Source organism: Roseateles saccharophilus (genome assembly GCF_031458095.1).
GTDB lineage: Bacteria > Pseudomonadota > Gammaproteobacteria > Burkholderiales > Burkholderiaceae_C > Pelomonas > Pelomonas saccharophila_A.
The window spans coordinates 26,430-40,624 of record NZ_JAVDXU010000002.1; the positions used below are offsets into that span (position 1 = coordinate 26,430).

At 70.6% G+C, this 14,195-nt stretch carries 16 protein-coding genes; 7 read left to right on the forward strand and 9 right to left on the reverse strand.

Annotation, left to right across the window (positions count from 1 at the left end):
• Window positions 1-52: 52 nt before the first annotated feature.
• On the forward strand, window positions 53-1,864 hold the full coding sequence (locus J2X20_RS12710) for a sensor histidine kinase (RefSeq protein WP_310265238.1): 1,812 nt from the start codon (window positions 53-55) through the stop codon (window positions 1,862-1,864).
• A complete protein-coding gene (locus J2X20_RS12715; protein ID WP_310265240.1) occupies window positions 1,861-2,229 on the forward strand; it encodes a response regulator in 369 nt (122 codons plus the stop codon). Before J2X20_RS12710 ends, J2X20_RS12715 begins: the two co-directional genes overlap by 4 nt.
• Here J2X20_RS12715 and J2X20_RS12720 read toward each other — a convergent pair.
• The 8 genes from J2X20_RS12720 to J2X20_RS12755 all read right to left on the reverse strand — a co-directional run bounded on the left by J2X20_RS12720 (window position 2,210) and on the right by J2X20_RS12755 (window position 8,643).
• Window positions 2,210-2,680 (reverse strand): MaoC family dehydratase, encoded by a 471-nt coding sequence (locus J2X20_RS12720; protein ID WP_310265243.1) that lies wholly within the window; start codon window positions 2,678-2,680, stop codon window positions 2,210-2,212. The genes J2X20_RS12715 and J2X20_RS12720 overlap by 20 nt on opposite strands.
• A gap of 150 nt (window positions 2,681-2,830) precedes the next feature.
• Window positions 2,831-3,496, reverse strand: a complete 666-nt coding sequence (locus J2X20_RS12725; RefSeq protein WP_310265246.1) for an SDR family oxidoreductase — start codon at window positions 3,494-3,496, stop codon at window positions 2,831-2,833.
• The gene (locus tag J2X20_RS12730; protein WP_310265249.1) at window positions 3,493-4,122 is read right to left on the reverse strand and encodes a LysE family translocator; all 630 of its coding nucleotides are present in this window, start codon (window positions 4,120-4,122) and stop codon (window positions 3,493-3,495) included. The genes J2X20_RS12725 and J2X20_RS12730 overlap by 4 nt, the downstream gene beginning before the upstream one ends.
• Before the next feature lie 57 nt (window positions 4,123-4,179).
• Window positions 4,180-4,788, reverse strand: coding sequence for a hypothetical protein (locus tag J2X20_RS12735; protein ID WP_310265251.1), 609 nt, complete (start codon window positions 4,786-4,788; stop codon window positions 4,180-4,182).
• A gap of 43 nt (window positions 4,789-4,831) precedes the next feature.
• On the reverse strand, window positions 4,832-6,019 hold the full coding sequence (locus J2X20_RS12740; RefSeq protein ID WP_310265252.1) for an acetyl-CoA C-acyltransferase: 1,188 nt from the start codon (window positions 6,017-6,019) through the stop codon (window positions 4,832-4,834).
• A 101-nt stretch (window positions 6,020-6,120) separates the two neighbouring features.
• Window positions 6,121-6,924, reverse strand: a complete 804-nt coding sequence (locus J2X20_RS12745) for a hypothetical protein (protein ID WP_310265254.1) — start codon at window positions 6,922-6,924, stop codon at window positions 6,121-6,123.
• Between the two features lie 52 nt (window positions 6,925-6,976).
• On the reverse strand, window positions 6,977-7,780 hold the full coding sequence (locus J2X20_RS12750; protein WP_310265256.1) for a hypothetical protein: 804 nt from the start codon (window positions 7,778-7,780) through the stop codon (window positions 6,977-6,979).
• A gap of 14 nt (window positions 7,781-7,794) precedes the next feature.
• Window positions 7,795-8,643: a helix-turn-helix domain-containing protein gene (locus tag J2X20_RS12755; protein WP_310265258.1), complete on the reverse strand. Its 849-nt coding sequence runs from the start codon at window positions 8,641-8,643 to the stop codon at window positions 7,795-7,797.
• A gap of 59 nt (window positions 8,644-8,702) precedes the next feature.
• Between J2X20_RS12755 and J2X20_RS12760 the strand changes: the two genes are divergently transcribed.
• Together J2X20_RS12760 and J2X20_RS12765 are read left to right on the forward strand one after the other, a co-directional pair.
• On the forward strand, window positions 8,703-10,055 hold the full coding sequence (locus J2X20_RS12760; RefSeq protein WP_310265260.1) for a cytochrome P450: 1,353 nt from the start codon (window positions 8,703-8,705) through the stop codon (window positions 10,053-10,055).
• Window positions 10,052-10,438 (forward strand): hypothetical protein, encoded by a 387-nt coding sequence (locus J2X20_RS12765; RefSeq protein WP_310265262.1) that lies wholly within the window; start codon window positions 10,052-10,054, stop codon window positions 10,436-10,438. Before J2X20_RS12760 ends, J2X20_RS12765 begins: the two co-directional genes overlap by 4 nt.
• Here the strand turns inward: J2X20_RS12765 and J2X20_RS12770 are convergent.
• Window positions 10,429-10,674, reverse strand: coding sequence for a DUF3297 family protein (locus J2X20_RS12770; protein WP_310265263.1), 246 nt, complete (start codon window positions 10,672-10,674; stop codon window positions 10,429-10,431). The two genes, J2X20_RS12765 and J2X20_RS12770, sit on opposite strands and share 10 nt — an antisense overlap.
• A gap of 87 nt (window positions 10,675-10,761) precedes the next feature.
• Between J2X20_RS12770 and J2X20_RS12775 the strand changes: the two genes are divergently transcribed.
• From J2X20_RS12775 to J2X20_RS12785, 3 genes are read left to right on the forward strand one after another with little or no spacing between them, the layout of a single operon-like run.
• Window positions 10,762-11,298 (forward strand): ECF-type sigma factor, encoded by a 537-nt coding sequence (locus J2X20_RS12775; protein WP_310265266.1) that lies wholly within the window; start codon window positions 10,762-10,764, stop codon window positions 11,296-11,298.
• Complete coding sequence (locus J2X20_RS12780) at window positions 11,295-13,832, forward strand: protein kinase domain-containing protein (RefSeq protein ID WP_310265268.1); 2,538 nt, start codon at window positions 11,295-11,297, stop codon at window positions 13,830-13,832. Before J2X20_RS12775 ends, J2X20_RS12780 begins: the two co-directional genes overlap by 4 nt.
• 11 nt (window positions 13,833-13,843) lie before the next feature.
• A complete protein-coding gene (locus tag J2X20_RS12785; protein ID WP_310265270.1) occupies window positions 13,844-14,134 on the forward strand; it encodes a hypothetical protein in 291 nt (96 codons plus the stop codon).
• Window positions 14,135-14,195: the final 61 nt, after the last annotated feature.

Here is a 14,195-nt window from a genome sequence, read left to right on the forward strand (position 1 = left end):
TCCTACGTCCTGAGGTTCCCGCGCCGGCAGCGCCTGGGCATACTGGGAAGCGGTGAGCCACGCCTTCGCTTCTCCTCCGCCTACCGGGCTGCCGCACGGCGCGCGCCGCGTGGCCTGGCTGCTGATCGCCATGGCGGCCCTGCTGGCCGTGCTGGGGCTGTTCGCCATCACGGCACTGTCGGCCGCCCGCGCCTATGTCGCCGGCGAGAGCCAGTGGTCGCGCGCGCAGAAGGGTGCGGCCCTGGCCCTGGTGCTGTATCTGCAATCCGGCGACGAGGCTCAGTACCAGGCCTTCGAGCGCGAGATCGCCGTGCCGCTGAACGCCAGGCGCGCCCGCGAGGCCATGGACAGGGGCGGCGATCACGACGACGAGGCCCGCCAGGGCTTCATCGCTTCGCGCAACCACGCCGACGACGCGCCCGGCATGATCCGCCTGTACCGCTGCTGCCGTGGCCTGCCCTATATGGCCGAGTCGGTCGGCATCTGGCGCGAGGCCGACGAACTCATCACCGAGCTGACCGCACTGGCCCGCCAGGCTCGAGAACTGCCCCCCGCAGCCCGCGCCGCGCTGCTGCCCCGCGTGTTGGCGCTGGATGCGCGGCTGACGCCGATGGAGCAGCGCTTCTCGGCCAGCCTCGGGCTGGCCTCGCGCATCACGGCGGCCGCGCTGATCGGCATGCTGGTGATCAGCGCCCTGCTGTTCGGCCTGGCCGCCGCCGGCCTCGTGATGCGGCGCGCCCGCGAGGATCTGAGTGCCCATCAGGCCGTGCAGCGCAGCGAGGCGCTGTTCCGCTCGCTGTGGGAGACCAGCATCGACGGCGCCGTCATCATCGACGCCGCCAGCACCATCCGCTTCGCCAACCCGGCCGTCCACGCCCTGCTCGGCCACGAGGCGGGCAGCTTGGCCGGCCGACCGCTGGCGACGCTGCAGCCGCAAGGCCTGCAGGCGCCCCATGCCGCCGGCCTGGCCCGCCACCTGGCAACCGGTGAAAAGCGCCTGAACTGGCGCGGCGTCGAGACCCTGGCCCGCCATGCCGACGGCCACGAGCTGCCGGTGGAGATCCGCTTCTCGCGCTTCGAGCTCGACGGCGAGGCACTGTTCGTCGGCCTGCTGCACGACATCTCGGAGCGCAAGGCGGCCGAGCGGGCGACGGCCGAACATCTGCGGCTGCAGGAGGCCGACCGGCTCAAGTCCGAGTTCCTGGCGCGCATGAGCCATGAGCTGCGCACGCCGCTGAACGCCATCCTCGGCTTCACCGACCTGATGCACAGCGGCCGCAGCGGCCCGGTCACCGCCGAGCAGAAGCGCCAGCTCGGCTTCGTCGCCAGCTCGGGCCGCCATCTGCTGGCCCTCATCAACGACCTGCTGGAGCTGTCGCGCATCGAGTCCGGCCGCATGGATCTGCACATTGAACCCATCGACATCGCCCAGATCGCCGCCGACGTAGCCGGCCAGCTGCGCCCGCTGGCCGAACCCAAGGGCCTGGCCTTGCAGCTGGACACGCCCCCCTCCCTGCCCTGGCGGGGCGACCGCCGCAAGCTGACCCAGGTGCTGCTCAACCTGGTGGGCAACGCGATCAAGTTCTCCGCGCAGGGCGACATCCGGATCCGGGCCTGGCAGGACGCCGGGCGCCTGCTGCTGAGCGTCAGGGACCATGGCCCGGGCATTCCCGAGGAGCACCGCGCCCTGCTCTTCCAGCCCTTTCGTCAGCTCGAAGGCGGCGTCGCCCATGCCCAGGAGGGCACGGGGCTGGGCCTGTATCTGAGCGCACAGCTGCTGGCCGGCATGCAGGGCCGCATCCGCCACGAGCCCGCCGAGGGGGGCGGTTCATGCTTCATCATCGACATGGAAGCGCTGCCATGACATTGCCGCGGGTGCTGCTGGTCGAGGACAACGCCACCAACGCCTATCTCGCCCGCTATGTGCTGGAGGCGGCCGGCTTCGAGGTCGACTGGGCGGTCAATGGCCAATTGGCCCTCGAGGCCGCCGCCGCGCAGCGGCCCGACATCATCCTGATGGACCTGCGCATGCCGGTGCTGGACGGCTACGAAGCCACGCGCCGCTTCAAGGCCGATCCGGCGCTGCGCGACGTGCCCGTGCTGGCGATGAGCGCCCAGGCCATGCCCGAGGAGCGCGCCCGCGCGCTGGCGGCCGGCTGCGCCGCCCATATCGGCAAGCCCATCGACGTGGCCACGCTGGCCGATCAGGTCAGGGCCTGGCTGCCTTGACGAGCAGGGTGCCGCGGCCCACCACGCAAGGGTGGGCGTTGCGCACCGTCGCCCGCCCGTCGACATGGGCCAGCCAGCCGTCCAGCGTGGCATTCCATTCGACGCTGGCCACGCGCCAGTGCAGCAGCAATTCCTGCTCGGCGAACACCGGCGCCTTGAAGGCGAAGTTGAAGTTCAGGCACAGCAGTTCGCGGTCCGCGCCGTCGTCGCTGCGTGAGAAGTGGCTGGCCACCAGGCCGATCATCTGCGCGGTCGTCTGCTGACCGCTGGCGATGATCTCGCCGTGCCGCGCCCGCTGGGCCGCCTGCACATCGTGGTGCAGGGGGTTGGTGTCGCCGGTCAGGCGCGCGAAGGCGGCGATGTCCTCGCGGGTGAAACGGATGTGGCGCTCGCAGGTTTCGCCCACGCGGATCAGGGCGGTCGTTTCGGCTTCGGCAAGGGGCATGTCCATTTCAATCCTCCTGGCGCCCTCGAACGGGGCGGGTCAGCGGCCACCCGGACCACCTGCGCAAAAGCAAGCAATCGGAGTGCCAGGATCGAGACGTTAGCTCAGCCCGCACCGGGGTCCGAAGTAAGGGTTGGTTACAGCGGCAAACGCCGCTCACCAGTCCAGGCGCTGGCCGTCGTAGTTGAAGAAACTGCCCGTATCGACCGGCTTCACGCTGGCCAGCACGGTGCGCATGCCGGCGATGCTGGTGCTGGCATCGATGTCGGCGCCCGAGCCGCCCATGTCGGTGCGCACCCAGCCGGGGTGGAAGCTGATGACGGTGGCTTTGCCCGCCAGGGCCAGGGCCGCGTCCTTCATGACCGAATTCACCGCCGCCTTGGAAGCGCGGTAGAGCCAGCCCGCGGTGCTGGTACGCAGGCCAATCGAGCCCATCTTGGACGAAATGATGGCCACCCGCGCGCCCGGCGCCAGCGCCTCGGCGATCTGCGGCAGCAGCCGCATGGGCGCCAGTACATTGGTGTGCATGACGGTGTCGAACTCGGCCTCGGTGGGCGCCTGCAGGCCCGAGGTGCTGGGGCCATAGACGCCGGCATTGATGACGACGACATCGAAGGCTTCGCCGTCGATCAGCCAGGCCAGGCCGGACACGCTGGCCGTGTCGGCCACGTCCAGCTTCAGCGCGCGGGCGCCATGGGCATGCAGGCGCTCCAGCGCCGCCTCGTCGCGGGCCGTGGCGGTGATGCGGGCGCCTGCCGCGCGGTACTGGCGCACGAACTCCAGGCCCAGGCCACGCGAAGCGCCAATGATGAGGACATTCATGGTTTGGTGAGAGCCAGCTTGGCGGCGAGGACGGTGAAGAGGCCGGCGCCGCCGAGATTGAGACTGCGTCCCACCCAGGGCCGCGGCCGGCTGCGGCGCAGCGGCGCCACGAGCAGGATGAGGGCAAGCAGGAAGAGCAGGCCCTGGGCGATGAACCAGGCGCCGAGGAAGAGGAAGGCCAGGGTCTTGTCCGGCGCGGCGGCGTCGATGAACTGCGGCAGCAGCGCCAGGAAGAACAGCGCCACCTTGGGATTCAGCGCGTTCGTGAAGAAGCCCTGGCGCACGGTGCGCCACAGCGACGGCGGTGCGCTGACCTCGGCCGGTGCCGAAGCTGGACGCAGCCCGGCCTTGAACATGCCCCAGGCCACATAGAGCAGATAGGCCGCGCCGACGAGCTTGACGACGGTGAAGGCCTCGGCCGATGCCGCCAGCAGGGCCGCCAGGCCGAAGGCGGCAGCCAGGGTATGCAGCACGCAGCCCCCCATGATGCCGATGGCCGCCGCCACGCCCTGGCGCCAGCCGCCGCGCAGCGTGCTGGCCACCGTATAGGCCATGTCGACGCCGGGTGTCGCGTTCAGGATGAAGACGGTGGCGGCAAAGAGGGGGAGATCGTGGGTGCCGAGCATGGTGAATCGATGCAGAGAGCGCGGTGGAATGATGACATGCACATCAGCCGTGCGAACTCATCGGCCCGGATTTGCCGCTCCTTGCGGCTGGTGGGCATTGGACGGCGGTGCAGCATCCAGCCACCAAAGCAGCGCTTCAGCGCTGTAATTGAGCTCCTGGGGTGCGGCGCTGAAAGTTGACCGCACATCCGCGTCGTCCGATTGCATGTAAAAAACGCGCTGTTCGCACCGATGACCCGCAGAAAGCGAGGGGAGATCTGGCGTCAGGCTGTCCTCTTCGGGAGGACTGCGTTGCAGAGCCTGCGCGCCCGCTTCTTGCGCGCGCCATCGACGGGCCTCGATCCGCCCCTGCATCTGCTTGAGTTGCTCGTCAGGCAAGTTCGGTCGGGTGAACACCAGCAGCCGTGCTCCCACGCCACCCAAATTCGCCAGGGGCAGAACCGCGTCTACTTCACGGCCCCCGCTGCCCTTGATCCAGCGCTCCACCTGGAACCGAACTATCTGCCGCTGGTCCCAGTCGACGGCAGGCGCGCTGAGTCGATCACCGAGCGCGACGATGCGACCCACCCAGACGGCCACGGAGTCCGCGAGCTTGCCTTGCGCAAGCCGTTGCGCATGGATGGGCGGAGTGGCGCACTGGGTGGCACTGGCCTCGTGGGCCAGCACCAGGCAGAGCAACCAACCCCAGCACCTAAGCCCGACCACGGACTCAGAGCATCTCGACCGCCAGCGCCGTGGCCTCGCCACCACCAATGCACAGCGCCGCCATGCCGCGCTTCAAGCCGCGGGCCCTCAGTGCGCCCAGCAGCGTCACGACGATGCGGGCGCCGCTGGCGCCGATGGGGTGGCCCAGGGCGACGGCGCCGCCGTTGACGTTGACGATGTCGTGAGGCAGCTTGAACTCGGCCATGGCGGCCATGGTCACGGCGGCGAAGGCTTCATTGACTTCCCACAGGTCGACCTGGCCCGCCTGCCAGCCGGCCTTGGCCAGGGCCTTCTGGATGGCGCCGGCCGGGGCGGTGCTGAACCACTCGGGGGCCTGCGCATGCACGGCATGGCTGACGATGCGGGCGATGGGCTTGAGGCCGCGCGCCTTGGCCGTGCTCTCGCGCATCAGCACCAAGGCGGCGGCGCCGTCGGAGATGCTGGACGAGGTGGCCGCGGTGATGGCGCCGTCCTTCTTGAAAGCGGGCTTCAGCGACGGGATCTTGTCGAGCTTGGCCTTGAAGGGCTGCTCGTCGAACTTGACGACGGTGTCGCCAGAACCAGGCTTCTGGCCGCTCAGCGTCACCGGCGCCATTTCCCAGTCGAAGGCGCCGCTTTCGTTGGCGGCCTTGGCGCGCTGGGTGGAGGTGATGGCGTACTGGTCCATGGCCTCACGGCTGAAGCTGTACTTGGCGACGCACTGTTCGGCGAACACGCCCATGGCCTTGCCGCGCTCGTAGGCGTCTTCCAGGCCGTCCAGGGCCATGTGGTCGTAGACGGCGCTGGCGCCGTACTTGATGCCCTTGCGGGCGAACATCAGGTGGGGCGCATTGGTCATGCTCTCCATGCCGCCGGCCACCATGACCTCGGCCGAGCCGGCCGCCAGCATGTCGTGGGCGAACATCATGGTGCGCATGCCCGAGCCGCACATCTTGCTCAGGGTCACGGCACCGGCCGAGTCCGGCAGGCCGGCCTTGCGCACGGCTTGGCGGGCGGGGGCCTGGCCCTGGCCGGCCATCAGGCAGTTGCCCATCAGCACTTCGTCGACCGAATCGCCCGGCACGCCAGCGCGCTCGACGGCGGCCTTGATGGCGACGGCGCCCAGCTCCCAGCCGGCAAGGCCGGCGAAATCACCCAGCAGGCCGCCGATGGGCGTGCGCGCAGCGGAAACGATGACGATAGGGTCGGACATGGCTGTACTCCGTTGGTAACTCAGATGCGCCATTTTGACGCCATCAATTGACGTTAACGTCAATCACCACCAAATGCCTGGGTCATTCGCTGGGCCAAGGCCTAGCGCCGGGGCGGCGGCGGCAGGATGCCGCAGTCGGCGGGGCGGGCGTCGGGCGCCTGGCGCCGCACGGCCTGGCAGAGTTCGGCCCAGAAGGCGCGCGTCCAGGCGGCGTGGCGCTGGGCGAAGGACGGCGCGGCAGGCACGAAATAGGGCTGCCGGGCCACCACCGGCGACCATTCGACGAGATCGGCGCGCTGCTCGGGCGACAAGCCCTCGCGGGCGGTCAGCAGCAGGTCGAAGCGTTGCGCCTGCAGCATGGCCACCTCGCTGTCGAAGGTCAGCACGGTTTCGGTCGCCCAGCCGCGCTCGCCGGCCAGCGCCTCCTGGACCGATCCGGCCAGCACGCCGACGCGCGAGCGCGGCGGCAGATGGTTGCCGTCCCAGCCGGGATCGGGGGCCGTGCCGGCGCGCCCATACAGGGCCAGATGGCCAAATACCGGCGCCCAGGCGGCATCGGGACGGCCATGGGCGTCGAGCGGGAAGCTGTAGCTGCGCAGCCGCTCCGGCGAAGGACCATAGAACAGCCCGAAATGCACTTCGCCCTGGGCCAGCGCAGCGCTGAGGCGACGCCCGGGCAGGCGCACGAGTTCGGCCTTGCAGGCCAGCTGGCGCAGCGCCTCGCGCACCGCGACGACGGCCCAGCCCGGCGGATCGGCGAACTGGCTGCCATGGCCGAGCAGCCCGGGTGGGCCGGCGCGATCGGTGAAGCCGATGCGCAGCGCTTCGGGGCAGCCCTGGGCCGCGGCCAGGGCCATGCCGCCGCTCAGTGCGACGCCACAGAGCCCGCAGGACCAGCGCGACATGCGCCCGAGTTTAGAAAGCCGGCGCCGCCGGCGCGCCCCCGGTTCGAGCGGTTCAGCGCCAGGCGCTGGCCGGCGCGCTGCCGCAGTCGGCCGGCCGGACCTCCGGTTCCTGGCGCCGCACCGCTTGGCAGAACTGGCGCCAGAAGGCGCGCGTCCAATCGGGGTGGCGCTGCACGAAGGCGGGCGAAGCCGGCGCGAAATAGGGCAGCTTGGCCACGCCAGGCGTCCATTCGACCAGCTCGGCCCGCTGCTCGGGCGACAGCACCTCGCGCGTCGTCAGCAGCAGGTCGAAGCGGCGCGCCTGCAGCATGGTCGGCCCGCCGTCGAGCGCGCCAATGGACTCGATGGCCCAGCCACGGCCGCGGGCGATGGTCTCCTGCACGGAGCCTGTCAGCACGCCAACGCGCAGGCCCGCGGGCAGGCGTTGCCCGTCCCAGGCCGGGTCGGCAGCCTCGCCGGCCCGCCCGAACAGGGCCAGGTGGCCGAACACCGGCGCCCAGGTCAGGTCGGGCTTGCCCTGGGCGTCGAGGGGGAAGCTGAAATTGCGCAGCCGCTCCGGCGTGGTGCCGAACAGCAGGCCGATGTCGACGCTGCCCTGGGCCAGGGAGGCCGACAGGCGCCGGTTGGGCAGGCGCAGCAGTTCGGCCTGGCAGCCCAGCCGCTTGAGCGCCTCGCGCACGGCGACGACCTCCCAGCCGGGCGGTTCGGGAAACGTCGGCCCCGAGCCCAGCAGGCCGGGTGGCGAGGCGGCGTCGCTGAAGCCTATGCGCAGGGGCTGGGGGCAGGTCGCCGCAACGGCCTGCCACGCGAGCCCACCCAGCACCACGGCGCAGAGGACGGGCAGGCGGCGCGGCATCGCGCGAGTTTGCCTCAGCGCCACAGGCGATAGGCCCAGAACGCTTCCTCGACCTGGATGCGCCGGCGCAGGTCCTCGGGGCTGAAACCGGTCAGGCGGCGCGTCTCGCGGCAGAGATGGCTCTGGTCGGCGTAATCGTTGTCGGCGGCGATGTCGGCCCAGTTCACACCCCCTCCGCCCTCGGCGGCGGCCACCGCGTAGAAGGCGTTCTCGGCCCGCGAGACCGCGCGCAATTCGCGCATCGGCAGGCCGGCCCAGGCCTTGATGCGGCGTTCCAGCTGGCGCAGGCTGCGGCCGGCCGAACTGGTGGCAGCGCGCACCGCCAGGGCCTCGGTCCAGGCCGCGTAGCGGTGGCCGGGACGCTGGGTGCCCAGGGCCTGCCAGCGCGGCAGCAGGAATTCCTCGAGCAGCCGCAGCCGCGCCTCGTCGTCCACGGCGTCGGACATAAGCCGGGCCCACGCCAGCCAATCTTGTGGCAGTGCTTCACGCACATCAACGACACGGTTGACGTGGCGCTCCAAGGCGATGCCGGTCAGCGCCGCGAAGGCATCGGGCAGCATCAACAGCTTGAAAGCCCACATGTCGCCGGGGTTGCGCGTGTGCGTGGGCAGCGTGAAGGGGCCGCCGAACAGCGCGGGCGCGTGGCGGCGCTCGGGCGGCGGTGTCGAGAAGCCCGGCGTCGCCAGCCATTCGCTGCTGCCCTCGGCCCACCAGAACAGCTGCACCAGCGGCGTGGCGGGGAAGTAGTTTTCGCGCTGCACCGCATCGAGCTGGCGGCCGCGGGTGTCGCGCAGCATGACGCCACGCACGCAGCCGGCCAGGGCCAGCGGCGGCAGCCAGAGGCGGGTGCCAGCGTCGTTCATGCGATCAGTGTCGCATTCGTTCAAGACCCTGGAACGGCTCCCGGCGCACCATGCGGCCCATGACTTCACTGACCTGGAACGATCTCCCTGCCCACCCCACCCGCTGGTGGGGCTTCCCCGTGCTGATGGCGATGCGGCGCGACTACCTCGCGGTGATCTCCGCCCAGCGGCCCCTGGGCGACCTGGTGGCCCAGCGCATCCTCGGCGAACGCGGCGTCGATGTTTTCGACCCCGAGCTGGTGCGCGCCGTCATGGTGGACCATGCGGATGCGCTGATCCGCTGGGCGCGCGGGCCCGAGGTGTTCGCCGAGCTGATGGGGCAGTCCGTCCTCGTCACCGAAGGGCCGACCTGGCAGCGCCAGCGCCGCATGCTGATGCAGGCCTTCACGCCCAAGCGGGTCGCCGGCTATGCGGCACTGATGACCGAGGCCGCCGTGGCGGGCCTGGATGCCGTGCGCGATGGCGAGGTCGCGATGGACGAGCTGTTCAGCCATCTGACCATGGACGTCATCTCGCGCACGCTGTTCAGCACGCCCATAGGCGGCGACACCGCCGCAGCCGCCCATGCCGTGCAGGTGCTCAGCGAAACGGCGCTGGCCGAGATGTTCTGGCCCTTCACCCTGCCCGACTGGCTGCCCCTGCCCGGCAAGGCGGCCAAGCGGCGCGCCAACAAGCTGATGCATGGCCTGCTGGGCAGCCACGTCAACGCGCGGCGCGCCTCCAGCGAGAACAAGTCCGACCTGCTCGGCATGCTGATGGCCCTGCGTGACGAAGCCACCGGCGAGGCTTTGTCGGCCCAGGAGGTGTATGACCAATGCATGGTCAGCTTCCAGGCCGGCCATGAGACCAGCGCCACCGCCCTGCTGTGGTGGAGCTGGCTGCTGGCCGCCCACCCCGAGGCCCAGGCACGGGCGAGGGCCGAGGTCGACGCCGTGCTGGCCGGCCGCGTGCCGACGTCCGACGACGCCAGCGCCCTGCCTTTTCTGTCGGCGACGCTGAAGGAGGCCATGCGCCTGTATCCACCGGTGGCCGGCATCCTGACGCGGCGGCTGACGCGCGAGATCACGCTGGGCGGCGTGCGCCTGCCGGCGCGCACCCTGGTGCGCGTGACGCCCTGGCTGCTGCACCGCGACCCGCGCTGGTGGCCGGACGCGCCGCTGGCGTTCAAGCCCGAGCGTTTCCTGCCCGGGGCTGCGCATGAGATCCCGCGCGGCGCCTACATCCCCTTCGGCCTGGGGCCACGGGTCTGCCTGGGCCAGCATTTCGCGGTGCTGGAGATGACGCTGATCGCGGCCCTGGTGCTGCAGCGCTTCGAGTTGAACCCGGTCGGCCAGGCGGCACCCAAGCCGCGCATGGCCGTCACGCTGCGGCCGGATGGGGGACTGCGCCTGAACTTGAGGAGGCGGGCATGAACCCCTGGCTCGTGGCCGCCGCGGCCCTGGTCTTCCTCATCGGCCTCGTGCACTCCGTGCTCGGCGAGCGCATGGTGTTCCACCATCTGCGCAAGGGCGGACTGGTGCCGAGCGGCGGCCAGCCGGGTCTGCGCGAATTCCAGACCCGCATCCTGTGGGCGAGCTGGCATGTCGTGACGGCCCTGGCCTGGGCGCTGGCGGTCGTGCTGCTGTGGCTGGCCCAGCCGGCCGTGCGGGCGCTGTCGAGCGGTGTCGTCGAGGCCGCCATCGCGGCGGCGCTGGCGGTCAGCAGCGGCCTGGTGCTGCTCAGCAACCGCGGCCGGCACCCGGCCTGGATTGCGCTGCTGGCGGCAGCAGCGCTGGTGCTGATGTCCTATCGGTAGAAGGCCTCGACCTGGCCCTTGAGCTTGATGCACAGCGGCCGGCCCTTGCGGTCCAGGGTCTTGCCGGCGGGCACCTTGATCCAGCCTTCGCTGATGCAGTATTCCTCGACATCGTGGCGGTCCTTGCCGTTGAAGCGGATGCCGATGTCATGTTCGAAGACGGCAGCGACGTGATGGGGGCTGCGCGGGTCGACGCTGAGGTGGTCGGGCAGTTCGGGGCGGGTGGCTTCGGACATGGAATGGGTGGGTGCTAGGTCAAACCAGCATTCTCGCGCGCCAAGCTGGGGGTTCCGCGCAGTGCCGCTTGGGGCCAGCATCGCGCCATGACGGAGATCACCCAGCTGCTGACGGCCCTGGCCTCGGGCCAGGCCGAGGCCAGGGACAGGCTCTACACCCTGCTCTACCCCGAACTCAAGCGCCTGGCGCGCAGCCACCTGGCCGGCCATGCACCGATGACGCTGGAGCCGGCGGCGCTGATCCATGAGGTCTGGCTGAAGAGCGCCGGCCGCGAAGCGGCCCTGCACCGCGCCCAGTTCTTCGCCCACGCCAGCAAGGTCATGCGCAGCGTCATCATCGACCATCTGCGCGAACGCCACGCCGACAAGCGCGGCGCGGGTGCCCAGGTGACGCTGTCGACCACGGCGCTGGAGCAGTTGGCGCCGCCCGACGTGCTCAAGCTCGACGACGTCATGCAGATGCTGGCGCGCGCCGACGACCGCGCCCACCAGGTCGTCGAGATGCGCTTCTTCGGCGGGCTGGAGCTCGAAGAGATCGCCGAGCTGCTGGGCGTGTCGGTGCCCACCATCAAGCGCGACTGGCGCAAGGCGCGCGCCTTCTTGTTCGACGCCTTGCAAACGTGAACACCTCCGATCGGGCCGGCGCGCTGGCCGCCTTTGACGCCTGGCAGGACGCCAGCCCACCGGAGCGCGAGGCCCTGCTGTCGGAGCTGCCGCCTGCACAGCGCGAGCGGCTGGAGGCTCTCATCAACGCCGACCGCGCCGCCGAAGCGGGCGGCTTTCTGGAACAGCCCGCCCCACTGCCCAACACCCCCGAGCTGGCCGGCCAGGTGCTCGGTGCCTGGACCCTGGTCGCGCCGCTGGGCAGCGGCGGCATGGGCGAGGTCTGGCGGGCAAGGCGCAGCGACGGCGCCCACCAGGGCGAGGCCGCCATCAAGCTGCTGCACAGCCCCTGGCGCGGCGAGGCGGCCCAGGCGCGCTTTCGCCGGGAGGGCGAGCTGCTGGCAAGGCTGACCCATCCGCATATCGCCCGCTTGCTGGACATTGGCGAAACGCTGATCGGTGCCACGCGCACGCGCTACCTGGTGCTGGAGCTGGTGGACGGCGAGCGCATCGATCGCTGGTGCGAGGTTCGCAACCTGGACGTGGCCGCACGCCTGCAGCTCTTCCTGCAAGTCTGCGACGCCGTGGCCCATGCGCATGCCCGCCTCGTCGTGCACCGTGACCTCAAGCCCGGCAATATCCTCGTCACGGCCGACGGCCAGGTGAAGCTGCTGGACTTCGGCGTTGCCAAGCTGCTGGAGGGCGACACCGGCGCGGAGCTGACGGCTCAAGTCCCTGCCGGCCTGACACCGGAATACGCCGCCCCCGAGCAATTGCGGGGCGAGCCGGTCAGCACAGCCACCGACGTGTTTGCCCTCGGCCGCCTGCTCTGCCTGCTGTTGACCCGTCAGCGCGAACCCGGTCCTGAGTTGCATGGCGATCTGGCGCTGATCGTCGGCCGCTCACTGAAGGAGCGCCCCGACGAACGCTATGCCGGCGCCAGTGCCCTGGCCGACGACGTGCGCCGGCATCTCGAGCACCGCCCCATCCTCGCCAGGCCCGACTCCCTGGCCTATCGCAGCGCCAAGTTCGCGCGGCGCTATCGGTTGCAGCTCGTCGCGCTCAGCCTGGTGCTCGCGAGCCTGCTGGCCGGCATGGTCGCCACAGCCTGGCAATGGCACGAAGCCACGAGGGAGGCGGAGCGCACGCGGCGTGTGCAGAGCGTATTGACGCAGTTGCTGAGCGGGCTGAGCCCCGATGCCTCAGGCAGTGCGACGGTGCCGATGATTGAGTTGCTCAGGCGCAGCTGGGCTGAGGCGAAGCGGCGGCTGGAAGATGACCCGGCGTTGCTGGCGGAGGTGGCGAGGCCGCTGGGGTTGCTGTTGGCGCAAAGCGGTGACATGACGTTGGCCGCTGAAGCGCTGGCGCTGTCTCACGCGCAAATGCAAGGTCGCGGGGAGGACGGCCGCACGGTCGCCTTGGAACTGGCCCATGCACAGCGCCGGCTGGGCCACGGCGAGACCGCCCGGCAATTGCTGACGCCGCTATTGGTGGGTCACGACGACGACCCGGTCGCCGTGTCGGCGTTGACGCAGCTCGGCGAAATGGCCCTGGAGGCCGGCCGGCTGGAGGAGGCGCAGCTGATGCTTCAACGCGCCGAACGCGGCGCCCGTGCGCGCTTCGGCCCTACACACGAACGCTACGCCAGAGTGGCCGATGCCCAGGCCAGCCTGGCCCGCGCGCAAGGCCGCTGGGACGATGTGCGCCGCTGGACGGCGGCGGTTGTCTCGGCCAGCGCCAACTCGGGGCGGATGGTCGGTGCGCAGGCCCGCATGGCACAAGCGACGATGGAAGTGGAGCTGGGGCGCTATGCCGTCGCCGTTGGGCTGCTCAGGGCCAGCGTGAAGGAGTTGAGCGAGGTGCTGGGGCCTGCCAACCTCAACACGCTCTACACCCGTACCTGGCTGGCCAACGCCCTCTTCCACCATGGGCTGGCGGATGAAGCCGAGCGCGAAGCCCTGGCCGCCTTGAAACTTGCTCAAGGCAGCGGCGATGCCGACGCCGCTGCCCAGATCGGCTTGGTGGCGGCACGGTTGCAGTTGCGCCGCGGCGATGTCGCCGGCGCGCAGACACGTTTGAGCGCCTTGCTGGCCGAACTGCAGACCAGCGACGTCACGGCTGCGGAGCGCGCGCGCACGCTGCTGGGCGAAGCTGCGCTGCGTCGCGGTGACGCAGCCGGCGCCCTCGTGCTGCTGGAGCAGGCCGACCGGACCCTGCGCGCGCGGCTGGGGGAACGGGATGCCGACCGTTGGCTTACGCTGGCACTGTCGGGGCTGGCCCACGAAGCCGCAGGGCATGCCGGACCGGCCAGCACCGCCTACCGCGAAGCACTGGCCCTGGGCCTTGCCGGATTGCCGGCGGGGCACCCGGACCTCGCGCGCCTGCGGGCGCTGGTCGCACTGGGCGAAGGCCGCGACGTATTCGCGGCTCTTGCCAACTACGCTGATGCGCTGGCCGAACGTGCCGACGCCAGCGCGATACGCGCGCGTCTGACGACGTGGCGCACGCCCCCCTCCAGCCCGCTGCCACCGGGGCTGGCTTTGCTGGACTACTGAAGGAGACGCTGATGAAAACCGCTTTGTGTACCTTGACCTTGGCGCTCGTGGGCGTCGCAATGCCGTCGCAAGCCGCCGAAGGCAGCGCGGCCGCCAAACCCGCCGCCACGACCGCTGCCAGCGCGCCGGCCGCGAAGACCACCACCTCCAAGCCCGGCGGCGCAGCGCCTGCGGCCGGTGGCAATGGGGGCAGCGTCAGCACCAACGGCAGCAACTTGAGCACGCAGGTCGGCCCCAAGAAGCCCAAGTGCCCCGATCCGGCCTCTACCGCCTGCCCGGCCGAGAAGGTCGTCGGTAAATAGTGCCGTAGGGGTTCGCTGGCGAAGAGGGACAGCCAGAAGATGCGGATCGCCTTGTCGATGG